We start from the raw sequence: 20,825 nt of genomic DNA on the forward strand, positions 1-20,825 counted from the left end.
TCCTGCCGAAGACAAGCGCCTCACCTGTAATCGGCGCTCCCCGTGCCACCACCGGCCGCCGCGGCCCGCTTCCGGCGCGCCCGCCGCCGCGGCACCGACTGGGCCAGCATCGGAACCGTACTGAACCTGAACAAGGACACTACACGGACCAGCACTCCCCCAACGGCGGCCGCAGCCGGCATCACACCAGGTCAGTGCCGCCATGCGCCTCCCAAGAAAGACGCCTGACTTGCACTTGTGCAGGCCAGGCGCCCCAGTGGTCGGCGTGATCACGAGCCTCATCGAGGACAGAATCCCTGCATTACGAAGGCCATGGGGGCGCCCAGGCAGCCACCGTCCGCGAATCCCCGCGTCTGGCCCTGCTCGCCGATCCGACCGACAGCACCACCGTGGCCGAAAGCGAAGCGCTCCAGTACCTCCGCAGCGTCGGGAGTCACACAGGCCGCACCTCCCTCAACCAGTCATGCAGATTCGCTGAGATCAGATCAGCATGCTGGGACAGAATGGTGAAGTGGTCGCCGGGCAGCTTGCGTACGCGGTGCGCCAGTTCGGGTGGGAAGGGGTGGTCCTCCGAGCTGGTGGGCACGCCCGCGACGACCTCGCTGGCCAGCAGGTGCAGGATCGGTGCCTTCAGTGGGCCGGGCCGCCAGTCGCTGTAGATCCTGCTGTAGCCGCCCATTGCCGCGATCTGGCCGCTGGTGGTCACGGTCCGGTCCGGGCGGTCGAGGGACATGCCCATGAGGTCGCGTCGTCGGATCTGCTCACGCATGAACTCGCTGCGGGTTTCGGTCTGGTCCATCTGCTCCTCCGGCAGGTACGAGTCCAGCAGGAGCAGTGCGGTGACGGGGACGCCGGTCTGTTCCAGGTGCCTGGCCAGGTCGTGCGCCGGCCAGCCGCCCGAGGAGTAGCCCGCGATGATCAGCGGGGTGCCGTCCAGCTCACGGAGCAGCGGTTTTGCCAGCATGCGCATCAGGGCGGCGCGGTCGTCGGGCAGCGGGGCCTCGCCCGCGAATCCGGGCGACCACAGTGACCATACGTCGGATGCGGGGTCCAGCCCGGCGTGCAGGTAGGAGTAGGGCAGGTCCAGGTTGGGGAAGATCGGCGGGGTGAGGCCGACGATCGTGGGGCCGCCCGCGCCCGCCCCCACCTTGCGCAGTTCGGCGAGATCGCGCGGATCGTCCTGGTCGAACGTGTCGCGGGTTTCGGAGGCCGCGCGGGCCAGGCGGAGGGCGACATTGATCCGGCCCCTGCGGATTGCCCGGATGTAGAACGAGGCCAGGCTGCCGTCGCTCTCGTCGGCGTTCTCGGGCGCCGGGTCCGCCGGCCCGGTGCCGGATTGCGGGACCTCGTTCCCGGACCGGGCGGTCCCCGCGATCTCGTCGAGCGTGCCCTCCTCGGCGCAAGCGGCCAGCTTTTCCAGCACGCGCTCGGTGAGATCGACCACCGTGGGATAGTTCAGCACGTCGGCGAGTTCGATCTCCACACCGGCGCCGGTGGTGAGTTGATCGCGCAGATCCTCCGCGCCCAGTGAGTCCATCCCGAGATCGCGGAACGTGCCCTCGGCGTCGACCTGGTCGTCCGGTCCGTTGCCCAGCGCCCGGTCGAGGCACTCGCGCACCAGCGTCTCGACGTGGCGCGTGCGCTCCTGCTCGGGCAGTGCCCACAGCAGAGCCGCGGGCGAGCGCCGATCGGGCTCGCGTGTCCCGGCATCGTCGGAGAGCAGCACCGGCATGGTCCACTCGCGCTCGATCCAGTACCGGCTGCGCTGGAAGGCGTAACCGGGCAACGGGATACGCCGCGCGCCGGCGCCGGCCAGGACGGCACGCCAGTCCACCGCCGCGCCCATCACGTACGCGTGGCCCAGCGCGCGCACGACCGCCGCTGATCCGGTCACCGCGCTCTCCGTCTCCTCCGGCACGGCCAGCACGGCGGGGCCGTCGGACAGTGCGGCGGCCATGCCCGCGGTGTCCCCACCGAACACGAGCAGCAGTCGGTGGCCGTCGGCCCACAGCTCGCGGGCAGCCGAGCCGGGTTCGGCAGCCGGCACCGTACGGTAGTCGTCCTCGGCCGGGCGGTCCCGCAGCCAACGGCCGGTGTCCCCGCACAGCACCGGCGCACCGGGTGCGAGGGGCGGGGCATCCACGACGTCGGGTCCCTCGCCCGCGGGGCGCCCGGCCGCGATCCGCAGCGCCGAGGACAGGGACAGCCACCCGACCGCCCAGGACGCGGCCAGCCGGCCGGGTCCGTGTCCCGCCAAAGCCGCCGGGCGCACCCCGGACGCGCACCACACTCGTGTCACGCCGGTCAGCACGGCCAGCGTGGCCGGGGCCAGCACGTCCGGCCGGTCCAGTGATGGCACGTTCGGGTCACCGCGCAGCACGTCCGTCAGAGACCAGCCGGTCAGCCCGGCCAGCACTGCCGCACATGCGGAGAGGTGCTCGGCGAACGGCTCGGCCTCGGCGTACTGCGTGGCCAACGCGCGCACCACGGCCGGGGTGCACTCGTGGGGGTACAGGAACGCGGTGGTGCCGTTCCGCACGGCGGTGCCGGAGACCGCCACGGTGACGCTCCCGATGTCGTTCCGGCCCGTGCTCAGCGCGGTCAGGCCCGCGGCGAGGTCGGCCGGGCGGGAGCCGAACACCACCGCGCGGTGCGGCAGGTGCGCCCGGGCGGTGGCCAGCGACCACGACAGGTCCAGCAGATCCGGGCGCGCCCGGTCGAGGTACTCGTGGAGCGCGGCGGCCTGCGCGGACAACGCCTGTTCGGTCCTGCCCGACAGGGTCCAGGCCAGCAGTGGCGGGACGGCCCGGTCGCCGGGCCCGGTGTCCGGGTCGGGCCCTGGGTCCTCCAGGATCACGTGCGCATTGGTGCCGCCGACTCCGAACGCGGACACGCCCGCCCGCCGGGGACGCCCGTCGCGCGGCCACGGGACCGCGCTGGTGAGCAGTTCGACCCCGCCCTGCGCCCAGTCGACCCGGGGAGTCGCCGTGTCGATGTTCAGGGTCCTGGGCAGCGTGCTGTGCCGCATGGCCAGCACCATCTTCACCACGCCGGCGACTCCGGCCGCGGCCTGGGTGTGGGCGAGGTTGGACTTCACCGCGCCGACCAGCAGCGGCGGCCGGTCGCCGCGGTGGCGGCCGTACCCGGCCAGCAGCGCCTGCGCCTCGATCGGGTCGCCGAGCGCGGTGCCCGCGCCGTGCGCCTCCACCGCGTCGACGTCCGCGGGCGACAGGCCGGCCGAAGCGAGCGCGTCGGCGATCACCTGCTGCTGCGCGGTTCCGTTCGGGGCGGTCAACCCGGAGGACGTGCCGTCGGAGTTGATCGCCGATCCGCGCAGCAGCGCGAGCACCGGGTGGCCGTTGCGACGTGCGTCGGAAAGCTTCTCCAGCACCAGCATCCCGGCGCCCTCGCCCCACGCGGTGCCGTCGGCGGCCGAGGAGAAGGGCTTGCACCGCCCGTCCGGCGCCAGGGCGCGATGCCGGGCGTAGTCGATGAACAGCAGCGGGCTGGACAGGACGGTCACCCCGCCCGCGAGCGCCAGGCTGCACTCGCCTGCGCGCAGCGACTGCGCGGCCAGGTGGATCCCGACCAGGGACGAGGAACAGGCGGTGTCCACCGTGAGCACGGGCCCTTGCAGGCCGAACACATAGGCCAGCCGGCCGGAGGTCACGCTGCCCGCGTTGCCGATGGAGAGCTGGCCCAGCATGTCCTCGGGCATCTCGCGGACCCCCGTGACGTAGTCCGCGTTGGACAGTCCGAGGAACACGCCGGTACGGCTGCCGCGCAGCCCGCCCGGATCGATACCGGCCGACTCCAGCGCCTGCCAGGTGACCTCCAGCGCGACCCGCTGCTGCGGGTCCATGCCGAGCGCCTCGCGCGGCGAGATGCCGAAGAACTCGGAATCGAAGTCGGCCGCGTCGTCGAGGAAGGCACCGTGCCGGACGTAGGAGCGGCCCGGCGTGCCCGGTTCCGGGTGGTAGATCTGGTCTTCGGTCCAGCCGCGGCCGGCCGGGAACCCGGTGATCACGTCCTGCTCCGCGGCGAGCAGTTCCCACAGCTCTTCCGGGGAGCCGACCCCACCGCCGAACCGGCAGCCCATGCCGACCACGGCCACCGGGTCGTCGACGGGGTTCTCCAGCTCCCGCAACCGCTCCCGTGTGCGCTGGAGTTCCGCGGTGACCCGCTGGAAGTACTTGACGAGCTTCGGATCCTCGCCCACAGCTTTCGATTCCTCTCCGTTCGGCCGGGCGGCCCCGGCTGCCGGCTCACGCATCGCCGAGCTCCCGGTCCACGAAGGCGTAGAGCTGGTCCACGGAGGCCGAGCTCAGCTCGTCCGCCCCGGGCCCCGGCTCGCCGTCCAGCGCGCGCAGCGCCTCCCGCAGTCGTCCGCGCAGCGCGTCACGCTGCGCGTCCTCGCCGGCCAGCGCCTCCTCCACCGCCTGCGCGAGTCCGAAGAGCCGATCCGGGCCGCGCTCGGCAGGGCCGTCCGCCGGTTCCTCCGCGCCGGCGGCATCCGGCGCGACCTCCGTACCGAGGTGCGCCGCGAGGATGGCCGGAGTGGGGTGGTCGAACACCAAGGTGGCGGGCAGGCTCAGACCCGTGGCGGTGTTGAGCCGGTTGCGCAGCTCGACCGAACTCAGTGAGTCGAATCCGAGGTCTCCGAACGGACCGTCCGCGGGCACCCCGTCCGCGGACGGGTAGCCGAGCACGGCCGCGATCTGCCCGAGGACCAGGTTGAGCAGCTGCCGGTCCCGTTCGGCGGGGCTCAGCCGGCCCAGCCTGCGGGCCAGGTCCGCCGGGGATTCGGCGGGCGCGGCGGACCGCGCGGAGCGCCGGCGGCGGGCCGGGCGGACCAGGTCGCGCAGCAACGGCGGAATGCCCTCCTCTCCCAGGCCGGCCACGGTGACCGGATCCAGCCCGATGGGCACCAGGTGGACCCGGTCCGAGCCGGTCGCGGTGTCCCAGAGGGCCAGGCCCTGCGCGACGGTCAGGGCGCGGATACCGGTGCGGTCCATGCGGGCCCGGTCGGCGGCGGCCAGTCCGCCGCCCATCCCGTCGGTCGTGCCGGCCCCGCTGTCCGGCGCCCACAGGCCCCAGCCCAGCGAGCGGGCCGGGAGTCCGGCGGCGGCCCGCTGGTTCATGAGCGCGTCCAGGAAGGCGTTCGCCGCGGCGTATGCCCCCTGGCCCGCGGTGCCGAACACGCCGGCGGCGGAGGAAAAACACGTGAATGCGGCGAGATCGAGCTCCCGGGTCAGCTCGTGCAGGTGCCAGGCTCCGTCGGCCTTCGGCGCCAGTACGTTCTCCACCTGCCCCTCGGTCAGCGACTCCACCAAGCCGTCGTCCAGCACACCGGCCGCGTGGACCACGGCGGTGAGCGGGTGTGCCGCGGGCACCTCGGCCAGCACCCGGGCCACGTCGTCCCGCCGGGCGACGTCGCCGCGGGCCAGCTCGACGTGCGTGCCGAGTTCGGCGAGTTCGGCGACCAGTTCCGCGGCGCCGGGGCTCTCCGCGCCGCGGCGCGAGAGGAGCAGCAGCCTGCGGGCGCCCCGGCTTGCCAGATGCCGGGCCAGCGTGCGGCCCAGCGACCCGAGCCCACCGGTGATCAGTACGGTGCCGTCGGGATCGGGCGTGCGGGCGGCCGAGCCGTCGTCGCTCTCCGCCGGACGGTCGTCGCGGTGCAGCCGGGGCACCAGCAGCTCGCCCGCGCGCAACGCCACCTGGGGCTCACGGGCCGCGGACGCGACGGCGACCGCGTCGCGCAACGCGGTGTCGGCCGGCTCGTCGACGTCGACCAGCAGGAGGCGACCCGGGTACTCGTTCTGTGCCGAGCGAGCCAGCCCGTAGGCCGCGGACAGTGCCAGGTCGGGTTCGTCACCCGTACGTACGCCGAGCGCGCGCTCGGTGCGGACCACCAGCAGCGAACCGGCGAACCGCTGGTCGGTGAGCCACTTTCGCAGGTATCCGGTCAGCTCGGTGAGCGCGGCGCGGACCCGTGCGGTGACGTCGTCCCCTGCGGGACGGGCCGGGCGTAGCACCACCACCGGCGGCACCGGGCCCTCCGCGTCCGCCAGCGCCGCGAGGTCGAGCCCGCCGGTCCCGGGGTCGTGCCACTCACCGGAATCGTCCACTGTGGATGGCCGGTGTACGGGCACCCAGTCCTGTACGAGCAGTTCCGCGCCGTCCTCGGCCGGTCCCAGCAGGTAGGACTCGTCGGCGGGCAGCGGCCGGAACACCAGGGAGTCCGCCGTGGCCACGGTGGCACCGGTCTCGTCCGCCAGTGTGATCGCCACGTCACCGTTCCCGCCGGTGGCGTGCACCCGCACCGTCGAGGCTCCGGCCCGGAACAGCGACAGTCCCGACCAGGAGAACGGCATCGAGCCGTTGCCCTCGTCGATCCCGTCCAGCTGGGGGCCGAGGCCGACCGCGTGCAGTGCCGCGTCCAGCAGCGCCGGATGCAGGCTGTAGCGCTTCGCGTCCCCCGCCGCTTCGGCGGGCAGGGCGACCTCGGCGAACATCTCCGAGCTCCCGTCGGGATGGTCGCGCTGCCAGAGGGTCCGCAGACCTCGAAACGCGCCCTCGTAGCTGAAGTGCCTGCCCTCCACCACCTCGTCGTAGACGTCCGCCACCGGGATCTCCCGCACATCCCGCGGCGGCCAGTGCGCGAGGGTCGTGTCCGGCGTCGCGGTGCGGATGCCCAGGTAGCCGAAGGCGTGGGACCGCCAGGGGCCCGGCTCGGTCCGGCCCACGCCCTCCGGCCGGGAGTACACCCGCACCGGGCGGCGGCCGGTCTCCTCGGTGGTGCCCACCACCACCTGCACCGACACCCCACCGTGCTCCGGCAGGACCAGCGGCGCCTCGACGGTCAGCTGTTCGAGCAGGTCGCAGCCGACGTGCTCGCCCGCGGCCAGCGCGAGTTCCACGAAGCCGGTGCCGGCCAGCAGGGGGATGCCGCGCACCCGGTGGCCCCCCAGCCAGGAGTGCGACTGGAGGGACAGCCTGCCGGTGAGCAGCACGCCGTCGCCCTCGGCCGCGGACACCATGGCGCCCAGCAGCGGGTGGCCCACCGGGAGCAGCCCGGTGGAACGCAGGTTCAGCCCGTTCCCGTCCGGCACCAGCCAGTACCTCTCGTGCTGGAACGCGTAGCCGGGCAGGTCCGCCGTCCTGGCGGGCGCGGCGGGCAGTACGGCGGGCCAGTCCACCTCCACGCCGTGCGTGTGCAGCGCGCCGAGGGCGAGCAGCACGTCCTTGGTCTCGTCCCGATCGGCCCCGCGCAGGGTGGGGACCCTCGCCTCGTCCGGTCCGGCATCGCGCCCGGCCAGCGCGGAAAGCACGGCGCCCGGGCCCAGTTCGAGCAGGACGCGCGCACCGGCCTCGCGTGCGGTGCGCAGCCCGTCGTGGAACCGCACCGCCTGCCGGACGTGCTCAGTCCAGTACTCCGGCGAGCGCAACTGCTCCGCCGTGGCCGGCTCGCCGGTGACGTTGGAGATCACCGTGATTTCCGGGTCATGCGCCGTCAACCCGGCCACCACCGTGCCGAACTCGGCCAGCATCGGCTCCATCAGCGGCGAGTGGAACGCGTGGCTGACCCGCAGCCGCCGGGTCCGCCGGCCCCGGCCCGCCCAGTCGGCCTCCAGTTCCGTGATGTCTTCGTCCGCGCCGGAGACGACCACCGTGTCCGAGGCGTTCACCGCCGCGACGGACACCCGCCGCTCGCGCCCCGCCAGCCAGGGGGCCAGGTCCTGCTCGGTGCCCTGTACAGACAGCATCGCGCCGCCCTCGGGCAGCGCGGCCATCAGGCGGCCTCTGGCGGCCACCAGCCGGACCGCGTCCGGCAGCGACCACACCCCGGCTACGTGCGCCGCGCTGATCTCCCCGATCGAATGTCCCAGCAGCAGGTCCGGGCGCACACCCCAGGAGTGCATCAGCCGGAACAGCGCGACCTCCACCGCGAACAGGGCGGCCTGGGCGTAGTCGGTGCGGTCGAGCAGGTCCGGTTCGCCATCGAGCACGGTCCGCAGCGGACGCTCCAGCTCCCGGTCGAACAGCTCGCACACCTCGTCGAACGCCTCGGCGAACACCGGAAAGGAGGCGGCGAGCTGCCGTCCCATGCCGGGCCGCTGCGCGCCCTGGCCGGTGAACAGCACGCACACCCCGCCGCCGGCCGCGGTGCCCACCGCCACATCGGGGACACGCCCGGTGTCGAGGTGGCCGCGCAGCGCGGAGATGAGTTCGGCCCGGTCCCGGCCGGGCACTGCCAGCCGGTGGCGGAAGTGGGTGCGGCGGGTGGCCAACACGTACGCCAGGCCCTCGGCGGAAGGAGCGTGGCCGGACTCGGCGAAGGCCAGCAGCCGGGTCGCCTGGGCGCGCAGCGCGTCCTCGGTCCGGCCCGACACCGTCCACACCAGACCGGCGGACGGCACCGCGGGCTCCGGCGCCTTTGGCTCGACGTGCTGTTCCAGCACGACATGGGCGTTGGTGCCGCTGATCCCGAAGGAGGAGACGGCGGCGCGGCGCGCCCGGCCGGTCTCCGGCCAGGGCACCGCATCGGCGAGCACGCTCACCCCGTCCACTCCCCAGTCCACCTTCGGGGTGGGGCTGTCCACGTGCAGCGTCTTCGGCGCGAGACCGTGCCGCATCGCCATGATCATCTTGATGATGCCGGCCACGCCGGCCGCGGCCTGCGTATGCCCGATGTTGGACTTCAGCGAGCCCAGCAGCAGCGGCCGGCCGGGCGGCCGGTTCTGTCCATAGGTCGCCACCAGCGCGGTGCCCTCCACCGGGTCGCCGAGCGGGGTGCCGGTGCCGTGCGCCTCGACCACGTCGACGTCCTGGGCGGACAGTCCGGCGTCGGCGAGCGCGGTACGGATCACCTCCTGCTGGGCGGTGCCGTTGGGCGCGGAGAGCCCGTTGCTGGTGCCGTCGGAGTTGACCGCCGAGCCGCGCAGCACCGCGAGCACCTGATGGCCGTGCCGCCGCGCGTCGGACAGCCGCTCCAGTACGAGAAGACCCGCCCCCTCGGCCCAGATCGAGCCGTTCGCCCCGGCCGCGAACGCCTTGATCCGGGCGTCCCGGGAGGTGACGCCCTGGCCGCAGAACTCGACGAACGTCTCCGGAGTGCTCAGCACCGTCACACCGCCCGCCAGCGCAATCGGGCACTCGCCGGCGCGCAGGGCCCGCATCGCGAGGTGGGCGGCGACCAGGGAGGACGAGCAGGCGGTGTCCACGGTGAGGGCCGGGCCGTGGAGGCCCAGGGCGTAGCTGATCCGGCCCGAGATCACGCTCATGGTGTTGCCGGTGATGCCGTACTGGGAGAACTGGTCGGTGCCTTGCCAGAGCATCTCGTAGTCGTTGCTGGACGCGCCGACGAAAACCCCGGCCCGCTCGCCCACCAGCGAGTCCGGCAGGATGCCGGCGGACTCCAGTGCCTCCCAGGCCAGCTCCAGCACCAACCGCTGCTGCGGATCCATCACCAGCGCCTCGCGCGGGGAGATCCCGAAGAACGCGGGGTCGAAATCGCCCGCTCCGCTCAGGAAGCCGCCCTCGCGCACGTAGGTCCGCCGCGCCTGCTGGGAGTCCGGATCGGGGTCGTAGAGCTCCTCGATCGGCCAGTGCCGGTCCTCGGGGAAAGCCGAGATGGCGTCCGTGCCCGCGGCCACCAGGTCCCACAGCTGGGCGGGCGAGGCCACGTCGCCGGGCAGCCGGCACGACATGCCGATCACCGCGATCGGCTCGGCGGACTGCTCGGTCGCGTCACGCAACTGCTCGCGGGTGCGTAACAGATCGGCGGTGACCCTTTTCAGATAGTGCCGGAGCGTGCTGACTTCATCGGGACTGACTTCGTCGGGCATGAGCGACTCCCTGCGACGGATGGCCGGTCAGAGTTGGAAAGTGATCCGTTCGGTGTCGAGGCCGCGGACGACCACGTGCCTGCGATAGCTCAGTGAGTCCTCGTGCACGTGAAAGCCGCGCAGCCGGCGAGCCAGCTCACCGAACACGATCTCCGCCTCCAGCCGGGCCAGACTGCTACCGAGGCAGAAGTGCGCGCCGGCGCCGAAGGCGAGGTTCATCACGGCCGGCTTCCGGTCCGCGATGAACCGATCCGCCTTCGGGTGCACCCGCTCGTCCCTGTTGCCGGACGCGAGGACCAGGGTGACCACCGAGCCCTCGGGGATGTCGATGCCGTTGATCCGGTCGGACCGCAGCGCGACCCGGCCGGTCAGCATGATCGGGCAGTCGTAGCGCAGCGCCTCGCCGACCACGTCGCCGACGATCGCCGGGTTCTGCCGGAGCAGCTGGAACTGCTCCGGGTGGCGCGACATCGCGAGCAGGCCGTTGGTGATCAGGTTCGTGGTGGACTCGTGGGCCGCGGTGAACACGGTCACCACGACGTTCGTCACCTCACGCCGGCTCAGTCCGCGCCCGTTCTCCTGCGTGGAGATCAGACTGGAGATGAGGTCCTCGCCGGGGTTGCGGCGGCGCTTGTGGATGAGGTTCGCGAAGTAGCCGTGCAGTTCGGTGGTGGTACGGATGATGCGGACGAGTTCCTCGCGGTCGAACATCGCGGTGGAGTGGAAGCTGGCCACCAGCGTGGGCAGCTCCGTGGACAGCGCCATGTCGCTGGACCACTCCCGCAGCATCGGGATGTCCTCGCGCGGGATGCCCAGGAGCGTCGCGATGACCCGCAGCGAGAGCACCGCGGCCAGGTCCTGCACGCCGTCGAACTCGCCGTCGGCCAGGCAGTCGCGAAGCAGTTCGTCCACGATCTCGCGGATCCACGGCTCGAAGCGCGCGGTGATCCGTGGTGTGAATGCCTTGCTGACCAGGTTCCGCTGCCGCCCGTGTCCGGGATCGTCCATGAAGAAGATCGAGTTGAGCACCGGCTCGTCGCCGCGGTCGCCGAAGAGTTCCCGCATCCCCGGCGCGTTGAACGTGTCACTGCCCATGGTCGGGTGGCTCTTGAGCACCGCCAGACAACTGGCGTGGTCGCTCAGCAGCAGGGAACCGTCCGACGTCCACATCGGACCTTGCTCCCGCCACCGCTCGAACAGCGGGTAGGGGTTCGCGAGCACCTCCCGGTCGAGCAGGGCGTGCAGCGGGTTGTCGAGCACGGTGGCCGGCGGGCGGCTCGGCACTGACATGGGCTAACTCCTGTCCGTGGCACGGCCGGCAGTGCGACCGGTGTCCGTTTTCGCGTCGTCGAGCACTCCGTCGATCAGCCTGAACATCTCGTCGTCCGTGGCGCCGCTCAGGTCGGGCACCGCGGTCTGCTCATCGGCGGCGCCGTCTTCCTGGCTGCGCAGCAGGCGCCGCAGTGTCGTAGTGATCTCCTCGGGGACGGGCGCGGACGGCGGCCGCCGGAGCAGGGCCGCCTCCAGCTCCCTCAGGCGGTCCAGCACGACCCGTTCGGCCGGGTCGCCCTCGTCGACACCGAGCGCGTCGCCGAGGTACCGGGCCAGCGCGGCGGCGGTGGGATGGTCGTAGACCGCGGAGGCCGCCAGCGGCACTCCGGTGTCCGCGCCGAGCAGGTTGCGCAGCCGGACCCCGGCCAGCGAGTCCAGGCCCAGCTCCTTGAACGGCCGGTGCGCGTCCAGGCTTTCGGCCGGCCGGCCCGAAACGACGGCGACCCGGGCGGTGACCAGCTCCAGCAGCACCGACGACCGCCGCTGCGGCTCGGTGGCCGCCAGCCGTTCCCGCAGCGCGCTCGCGGGTTCGGGCCCGGTGTCCGCGCCCACGCCCGGCAGTCCGGAGCACAGGCGCCCCGGCCGTACGGCGGCGAACCGCGGCCAGTCCACGGCACCGGCCACGTACTGCGCCGCACCGCCGGACAGTGCCCGCTCCAGCGCGTCCAGCGCCCGGTCGGCGGGCATCGGCGTGGCGCCGCTGTCCGACTGCGGGCCGACGGGCCAGGACGTGGTCATCCCGGTGTCCAGCCAGGGGCCCCACGCCAGGCTCGTCGCGGGCAGGCCGCCGGCCTGTCGATGGGCTGCCAGCGCTTCCACGACGGCGTTGGCCGCGGCGTAGTTGCCCTGTCCCGGTGAGCCCGCGGTGCCGGCCAGGGAGGAGCACAGTACGAAGAAGCGCAGCGGCCGGCCGGCGGTCAGCTCGTGCAGGAACCGCGCGCCGTCCGCCTTCGCCGCGAACACCCGCGCCAGCCGGTCCTCGGACAGCGCCTCCAGCACCCCGTCGTCAAGCACACCGGCGGCGTGCACCACACCGGTGAGCGACCGCCCGGCGAGCAGCCCGGCCAGCGCCTCGCGGTCCGCCACGTCGCAGCCGGCGATCTCGACCTCGGTACCCAGCGCGGTGAGTTCGGCGCGCAATTCCGTCGCGCCAGGGGTGTCCACGCCCCGACGGCCGACCAGGAGCAGGCGTTCCGCGCCCCGGACCGCCAGCCGGCGGGCGACGTGCGCGCCGATGCCGCCCAGCCCACCGGTGATCAGCACGGTGCCGATGGGCTCCGTCGTGGCGGGTTCGGTGCGGGGCACCGGGACCAGGCGCCTGGCGTACAGCCGCCCGTCCCGGATCGCGATCTCGTCCCTGGCGGCCAGCGCGGCGGGCAGCGCGGCCAGGTCCTCCACGGCCGGTCGCGGCGGCAGGTCCACCAGGCCGCCGTACAGCCGGGGCGCTTCCATGCCCGCGACCCGGACCAGCCCGCACACGGCGGCCTGTTCCGGATGCGGCACGGTGTCCGCCGTGTCGGCCCGTACGGCGCCGCTGGTGACCGACCACAGGGGCGTGTCCGCGCCTCTGGAGAGCAGCGCCCGCAGCAGCGCCAGGGTGGCGGCCAGGCCGGTCGGCACCCGCGGCGTGTCCGGGCCCTCGGCCATCGCCAGGAGGGACACGATGCCGCCGCCCGGCAGGTCGGGCAGCAGCCGGTCCCAGTGCTCGCCGTCCACGGCATCGCCGCGCACGGTGCGGGTCCCCTCGCCCAGTACGCCCGCCACGTCCTCGGTGAGCCGGTCCCAGTCCGCGCCCGGCGGGGCCACCACCAGCCACGGCCCCGGCGCGTCGGCGACCGGGCCGGGGACGGGCAGCGGCGGCCACTCGACACCGTGCAGCAGAGGGTCGGCGGCGGCCTCGTCGTCGTCGGGCAGCCAGAACCGCTGCCGGGTGAACGCGTAACCGGGCAGTGGCACCGTCCGCCCGCCCGCGCACCAGGCCGCCCAGTCCACGTCGACCCCCCGGGTGTGCGCGGTCGCCAACGCCGTCAGCAGGCCGTGCACCTCGTCGGCGTCCTGCCGTAGCACCGGCAGGAAACCGTCACCGCCCAGCGCCTCCTGGCCGAGCGCGCTGAGCGTCGCGCCCGGTCCCAGCTCCAGGTAGGTGCTGGTGCCCGCCGCGTCCAGAGCGCGCAGGCAGTCGTGGAAGCGCACCGGTTCCCGCGCATGCCGGACCCAGTACTCCGGGTCGCGGAGCTCTTCGGTGACCCGTGCGCCGGTCACCGAGGACACGACCGGAATCTCCGGTGTCCGGAAGTCCAGTCCGGCCAGCACCTCCCGGAAGGGGTCCAGAACCGGGTCCATGTGGTGGGAGTGGAACGCGTGCGGCACCGCCAGGCGGTGCGCGTGGGCCACCCGCTGCGAGATCTCCCGCACCGCGTCCGCGTCCCCGGCGAGCACCACCGAGGCGGGCCCGTTCACCGCGGCCAGCGCCACGCGGTCCTCGCGGCCGCGCAGCAGTTCCGGCACGTCGGCTTCCGGTACCGGGACCGCCACCATCGCGCCCTCGCCGCCGAGTTCGCGCATCAGCCGCCCGCGCGCGGCCACCAGTGCGCAGGCGTCGGCCAGCGAGAACACGCCCGCGGCGTGCGCCGCGGCGAGTTCGCCGACCGAGTGCCCGGCCACCGCGTCCGGCCGCACCCCCAGCGTGGTGAGCAGCCGGAACACCGCCACCTGTACCGCGAACACCGCGGCCTGCGCATGGTCGGTGCGTTCCCCGGGTCCGTCCCGGAGGATCTCGGCGAGCGGCCGGTCCAGCAGCGGGTCCAGCTCGGCGGCGATCTCCTGGAGGGCCGCCGCGAACGCCGGTACCCGTTCCCGGAGCGACGTGGCCATGTCCGCGTACTGCACTCCCTGGCCGGGGAACAGGAACGCGGTCGCGCCGTCGGCCGCCGCTCCGGTGATGCCGGTCCCGGCCCGCAGCGCGGCGGTCAGCTCACCGGTGTCCGTGCCGAGCACCACGGTGCGGGCACGCAGCCGGGCCCGCGTGGTGGCCAGCGAGTACGCCACGTCCAGCGCGGACGGCGAGCCGTTCCCGTCCTCGTCGGTCAGCCGGCCCTCGTTCAGCCGGCGGAGCAGGGCCTCGGCCTGCGCGGGCAGCGCCTCCGGAGTGGCCGCGGAGAGTACCCACGGGATCAGCGGCGGGGCTGCGGCGGTCGCGGGCTCCGGTTCGGGCTCGGGCTCGGGTTCCTCCAGGATCACGTGCGCGTTGGTGCCGCTGAGGCTGAACGAGGACACCGCCGCCCGGCGCGGACGGTCCACGCGCGGCCAGTCCACCGGCTCGTCCAGCAGCCGCACCGCGCCGTCGTCCCAGTTCACGTGCGGGCTCGGGGCATTCGAGTGCAGAGTCGCGGGCAACCGGCCGTGCCGCATGGCCAGCACCATCTTGAGCACACCCGCCAAGCCCGCCGCGGCCTGGGTGTGCCCGAGATTGGACTTCGCGGACCCGACCAGCACGGGCCGCTCCCGGTCCTGCCCGTAGGTCGCCAGCAGCGCAGTGGCCTCGATCGGGTCGCCGAGCGGGGTGCCGGTGCCGTGCGCCTCCACCGCGTCCACCTCACCGGGCGCCAGGCCCGCGGCGGTCAGCGCGTCCCGGATCACCCGCTGCTGGGCCGATCCGTTCGGCGCGGTCAGGCCGTTGGACGCGCCGTCGGAGTTGAGTGCCGAGCCGCGCAGGACGGCGAGCACCCGGTGGCCCCGTTCGCGCGCGGTGGAGAGCCGCTCCATCACCAGCAGGCCGGCGCCCTCGCTCCACGCGGTCCCCTCCGCCGCCGCGTCGAACGGCCTGCACCGGCCATCCGGGGCGAGCACCCCCACCTGGGAGAACTCCACGAACAGCGTCGGTGTGGTGAGCACCGTGACGCCACCCGCCAGCGCGACCGTGCACTCACCGGCCCGCAGCGCCTGCGCGGCCTGGTGCATCGCCACCAGCGCGGAGGAACACGCCGTGTCCACCGTGATCGCCGGGCCGTGGAAGCCGAACGTGTAGGCCAGCCGCCCCGACGCGACGCTGCCCGCGTTGCCGATCGATACGTCGCCGGTGAGGTCCTCGGGCGTCCGGTGCGCGCGGCGCGCATAGTCGTTGCCCATCAGCCCGAGGTAGACACCGGTACGGGTGCCCCGCATTGCGGTCGGGTCGATCCCGGCGTCCTCCAGCGCGTGCCAGGCCAGTTCCAGCAGGATGCGCTGCTGCGGGTCCATCGAGACCGCCTCGGCCGGGGCGACACCGAAGAAGCCGTTGTCGAACTCGGCTATCCCGTCCAGGAATCCGCCGTGGCGCACATAGCTGCGCCCGCCACGGCCCGGCTCCGGGTGGTAGACCTCGTCGAGGTTCCAGCCGCGGTCCGCCGGGAACTCGGTGATCGCGTCCCGCCCGGCGGCCAGCAGCTCCCACAGTTCGTCCGTGGTGGACACCCCGCCGGGAAAGCGGCAGCTCGCGCCGACCAGCACCACCGGGTCGTCCATGTCGTACGAGCCGGGCCCGGCGACCGGTGTCCGGCCGCCGGGTACCGCGTCGGGGAGCTGCCCGGACAGGTACCCGGCCAGGGCCGTGGGGGTGGGGTGGTCGAACACCGCGGTCGCGGGGAGCCGCACCCCGGTCGCGGCGGTGAGCCGGTTACGCAGCTCCACCCCGGACAGCGAGTCGAAGCCGATGTCGCGAAAGGCCCGCGCCGGGTCCACCCGGCGCTCCACGCCGAGTACGGAGCCCACCGTGGCCAGTACGAGATCGAGCACCGACCGCTCGCCACCGGAGACGAACACGGGCGCCGCGGCCACGGCGGCCGGCCGGGCCGCGCTCCGCCGGACACCGAGCAGCCCGGCCCACACCGGAGCCCGCTCCGGGCCCGCCGCACGCACGTTGGCCAGGTCGAAACGGGCGGGCACGGTGCACGCAAGGTCGCTGCCCAGCGCCGCGTCGAACAGTGCGAGCCCGTGTTCGCGGGACATCGGCACGAGCCCGGTCCGCCGCAGCCGGGCCCGGTCGGTGTCGTCCAGCCGCCCGGTCATGCCGGTGTCCTGAGCCCAGAGTCCCCACGCCATCGACGAAGCGGGCAGCCCCCGCGAGCGGCGGTGCTGCGCCAGCCCGTCCAGCCACGCGTTGGCGGCCGCGTAATTCGCCTGTCCCGGCGTGCCGAGGACACCGGCCACGGAGGAGAACAGCACGAACGCGGCCAGGTCGAGGTGTTCGGTCAGCTCGTGCAGGTTGCGCGCGCCCTCGACTTTCGGCCGCAGCACCGCGTGCAGCCGTTCGGCGGTGAGGGAGCGCACCGTGCCGTCGTCCAGCACCCCGGCGGCGTGGATCACCGCGGTCAGCGGGCGGTCCGCGGGGATCGCCGCGAGCAGCTCGGCGAGGGCGGCCCGGTCGGCGACGTCGCATGCCGCGACCGTGATCTCGGCGGTGCCGGTCAGGTCCTCGAGACCGGACTCCAGCTCCGCCGTGGCGCCCCGCCGCCCCGCCAGCACCAGGTGCCGCACCCCGTGCTCGGTGACCAGGTGCCGGGCCAGCTCCCGGCCGAGTACGCCGGTCCCGCCGGTGATCAGCACCGTACCGCCGGCGAGGGCGGGCCGGTCCCCCGTCCGCGTCACCCGGGCCAGCCGCGGCGCGAACGCCTGCCCGCCCCGGACGGCGATCTCCGGCTCACCGGTGCCCAACGCCAGTTCCAGGGCGGAGCCGTCGTCCTCGGTGTCGCCAGGGCGGTCCAGGTCGACCAGCACGAACCGGCCGGGATGTTCGGTACGTGCCGTACGGACCAGGCCCCAGACCGCCGCGGCGTCGGGGCCCTGGTCGTCCTCCGGGGCGATCGCGACCGCACCACGGGTCCGCACGATCAGGGGCCCGCCCGACGCCTTCTCGTCGTCGGAGCCCAAGAACTCGCGGACGCGCGCCAGTGCTTCCTCGGGTCCGGCCACGTCCACGATCGGCGCGTCCACGATCGGCGCGTCCACGATCGCCGGGGCGGGCCGCCGCGCGACCGGCACCCAGTCCAGCCGGTGCAGCGCCCGGTCCACGCCCGCCGTCCCCGCCCGTACGGGCCCCACGGGCCGGAGCGCGAGCGCGCTGATCGTGGCAACGGCTTCCCCCGCCGCGTCGGCGAGCGCCACGGCGAACGAGTCGTTGCCCTGCGGAGTCAGCCGCACCCGCAACGCTGTGGCCCCGACCGCATGGAGTGCGACCCCGCTCCAGGAGAACGGCAACCTCACCGGCGCGTCCCCCGCATCCAGCAGCAGCGGGTGCAACGCGGCGTCGAGCAGGGCCGGGTGCAGGCCGAACCGCCCGGGATCTACCGGCAGCTCGACCTCGGCCCAACGCTCCGCACCGAGCCGCCAGGCCCGCCGTAACCCCTGGAAGGCCGGCCCGTACTCGTAACCCCGCTCGTCGAGCTGTGCGTACTCGCCGTCGAGGTCGATCTCCTCGGCACCGGCCGGCGGCCACTCCGTCAGGGTCGCGCCGCCGGCCTCCGCGGCCCGGAGCGCCCCGGTCGCGTACCGGGTCCACGGCGCGTCCGGCGCGGACCGGGCGTACATCGCCAGCGAGCCCGGATCCGTCTCGCCGATCGCGATCTGCAACTCGGTCTCGCCCCGCTCGGACAGCACCAGCGGGCTCTCCAGGACCAGTTCGTCCAGCATCGGCAGCCCCGCCCGCTCCCCCGCGTGCAGCGCCAGTTCGACGAACGCGGCGCCGGGCAGCAGTACGGTGCCGCGCACCCCGTGCTCGGCCAGCCAGGGGTGCCGGGTGAGAGAGAGCCGGCAGGTGGCGACCAGGCCACCGCCGGCGAGCTGGACCACCGAGTCCAGCATCGGGTGCCCGGCGACGGGCCCGGAGGCGGCGGTGGGCAGCATCCAGTACCGCTGCTCGCGGAACGGGTAGGTCGGCAGCTCCACACTCCGGGCGCCGTCGAACAGCCCGTTCCAGTGCACGTCCACACCGTGTACGGCTGCCTCGGCCACCGCCAGCAGGAAGCGGTCGGCACCACCCTCGTCCCGTTGCAGGGTCTCCAGCACCACGCCGCCCCCGTCGTGGTCCTCCTGGTAGTCACCGAGGATCTGCCGTACGCCGCCGGCCAGCACCGGATGCGGGCTCGACTCCAGGAACGTGGTGTGCCCGGCGGCGACCAGCCCGCGCACCGTCGCCTCGAACTCGACCGTGGTGCGCAGGTTGCGGTACCAGTAGTCCGCGTCCAGCCCGGTGGTGTCCACCGGGCCGCCGGTCACGGTCGAGTGGAAGGGAACCTCGGCCGCCATCGGAGTCACCGGCGCCAGCAGTTCGCGCAGCTCCGCGCGCAGCAGTTCCACCTGCGCCGAATGCGAGGCGTAGTCCACCGGCAGCAGGCGCGCCCGTTTGCCCTCGGCGACCAGTACGGCGGCGAACTCCTCGACCGCCTGGACTGCGCCCGAGACCACCGTCGAGCGCGGCCCGTTGACCGCGGCCACCGAGAGATCCTCGCCCCAGCGGGCCATCGACTCCTCGACCGCCGCTCTCGGCAGCCCCACCGACAGCATCCGGCCCGTACCGGAGAGCGCCCGCAGTGCCCTGCTGCGCAGCGTGACGATCCGCGCCCCGTCGTCCAGGGACAGCGCTCCGGCCACGGTCGCGGCCGCGATCTCGCCCTGGGAGTGGCCCACCACCGCGGCCGGCCGCACCCCGTGTGCCCGCCAGAGTCCGGCCAGCGACACCATGACCGCCCACAGCGCGGGCTGCACCACATCGACCCGGAGCAGCGCGTCCGCATCGGTGAGCACGTCGCCCAGGTTCCAGTCCACGTACGGCGCCAACGCGTCCTGACAGGCCGCCATGTGCCCGGCGAAGACCGGGCTGGACTCCAGCAGTTCCGTGGCCATCCCGGTCCACTGCGTGCCCTGGCCGGGGAACAACAGCACCGGACCGGTGTCCCGGCAGGGTGACCCGAGGACCGTGCCCGGTGCCGAACCGCCCTCGGCGAGCGCGTCCAGTCCGTGCACCAACGCATCCCGGTCGCGGCCGACGACGGCGGCCCGGTGCTCGAACCCGGCCCGGCCGGTCGCCAGCGTGAATCCTGCATCCAGCAGGCCGACCCGGTCCTGGCGGAGCCGCTCGGCCAGCCGGCCGGCCTGCTCCCGCAGCGCCTCCGCCGACCGTGCGGACAGCAGCAGCGGCACCGCGGACGCCGGTCGCGGTGCCGCGGCGGGCGCGGGTTCCGGCGCCTGTTCCAGGATCACATGGGCGTTGGTGCCGCTGATGCCGAACGAGGAGACCCCGGCCCGGCGCGGGCGTCCGGTCTCCGGCCACGGTGTGTCCTCCGCGAGCGGGCTGACCCTGCCGGACTCCCAGTCCACGTGCGGGCTGGGCTCGGTCAGGTGCAGGATGCGCGGCAGCACGCCGTCGCGCATGGCGTGCACCATCTTCAGGATGCCCGCCGCCCCGGCAGCGGCCTGCGTGTGCCCGATGTTCGACTTGACCGACCCCACCAGCAGCGAGCGCGCCCGCTGGGGGCCGTGCACCGCCAGCAGCGCCCGTGCCTCGATCGGGTCGCCGAGCCTGGTGCCCGTGCCGTGTGCCTCCATCGCGTCGACGTCCGCCTCGGACAGTCCGGCGTCGGCCAGCGCCGCCCGCAGCACCCGTTCCTGAGCCGGTCCGCTGGGTGCGGAGAGCCCGTTGGAGGCCCCGTCCGAGTTGACCGCGGTGCCGCGCACCAGCGCGTGCACGGTGTGCCCGTGACGCAGGGCGTCGGAGAGCCGTTCCAGTACGAGCATTCCGACGCCCTCGGACCAGGCCGTACCGTCCGCCGTCGCGGAGAACGGCTTGCACCGGCCGTCCGGGGCGAGGCCCCGCAGCCGCGAGAACTCCACGAACATCTCCGGGGTCGCCATCACCGTCACCCCGCCGGACAGGGCCAGGTCACACTCGCCGAGACGCAGCGACTGCACCGCGAGATGAGTGGTCACCAACGACGAGGAGCAGCCGGTGTCCACCGTGACCGCGGGGCCGTTGAGGCCGAGCACGTAGGCCACTCGGCCGGACGCCACGCTGGAGGTGTTCCCGGTGATCAGGTACCCCTCCAGCCCGTCCGGGACGGTATGCACCCGGGGCGCGTAGTCATGCATCATCGACCCGGCGAACACGGCCGTGCGGCTGCCCCGCAGCGAGGTGGGATCGATGGCCGCGTTCTCCAGGGCCTCCCACGCCGTCGTGAGCAGGAGGCGCTGCTGCGGATCGGTGGTCAACGCCTCGCGGGCGGAGAGCCCGAAGAACTCGGCGTCGAAATGGCCGGCATCGTAGAGGAAGCCGCCGTGCCGGACGTAGGAGGTACCGGGCCGGTCCGGGTCGGGATCGTAGAGAGCCGCCAGGTCCCAGCCCCGGTCGTCCGGTAACTCGCCGATCGCGTCGATCCCGTCCCTGGCCACACGCCAGAGCGCTTCCGGATCGGCTATTCCGCCCGGATAACGGCACGCCATTCCCACAATCGCGATCGGTTCGCCCGGCATCCGGTGCCCTCCCAGAGCAGTGTGGACTGTGTCGGCTACCCTGGGCGCAAAATCATTCACCGAACTCGCGACCAGCTAACCAAACGCCGATAAAACGAGGTGCATCAGCATGATGAGCGCCTCGACTCATTCCGCACAACACCT

The 20,825-nt window shown here is 73.7% G+C and carries 2 protein-coding genes and 2 pseudogenes; all 4 read right to left on the reverse strand.

All coding sequences use genetic code 11. The annotated features are described in order from the left end of the window. Nucleotides 1-433: 433 nt before the first annotated feature. Nucleotides 434-4,177: pseudogene (locus CP984_RS01390) on the reverse strand (type I polyketide synthase); the annotation flags it as partial. 88 nt (nucleotides 4,178-4,265) lie between these two features. Further along, a complete protein-coding gene (locus tag CP984_RS01395; protein WP_003980551.1) occupies nucleotides 4,266-9,848 on the reverse strand; it encodes a type I polyketide synthase in 5,583 nt (1,860 codons plus the stop codon). 27 nt (nucleotides 9,849-9,875) lie between these two features. After that, the gene (locus tag CP984_RS01400) at nucleotides 9,876-11,138 is read right to left on the reverse strand and encodes a cytochrome P450 (RefSeq protein WP_003980550.1); all 1,263 of its coding nucleotides are present in this window, start codon (nucleotides 11,136-11,138) and stop codon (nucleotides 9,876-9,878) included. A gap of 3 nt (nucleotides 11,139-11,141) precedes the next feature. Continuing rightward, a pseudogene (locus CP984_RS01405) lies at nucleotides 11,142-20,672 on the reverse strand (SDR family NAD(P)-dependent oxidoreductase); the annotation flags it as partial. Nucleotides 20,673-20,825: the final 153 nt, after the last annotated feature.

The organism is Streptomyces rimosus, assembly GCF_008704655.1.
Classification (GTDB): Bacteria; Actinomycetota; Actinomycetes; order Streptomycetales; family Streptomycetaceae; genus Streptomyces; species Streptomyces rimosus.

Bases quoted from the DNA above. Each gene is read 5' to 3' on its own strand.
- CP984_RS01395 (WP_003980551.1), bottom strand. From the start codon at position 9,848: ATGCCCGACGAAGTCAGTCCCGATGAAGTCAGCACGCTCCGGCACTAT.
- CP984_RS01400 (WP_003980550.1), bottom strand. From the start codon at position 11,138: ATGTCAGTGCCGAGCCGCCCGCCGGCCACCGTGCTCGACAACCCGCTG.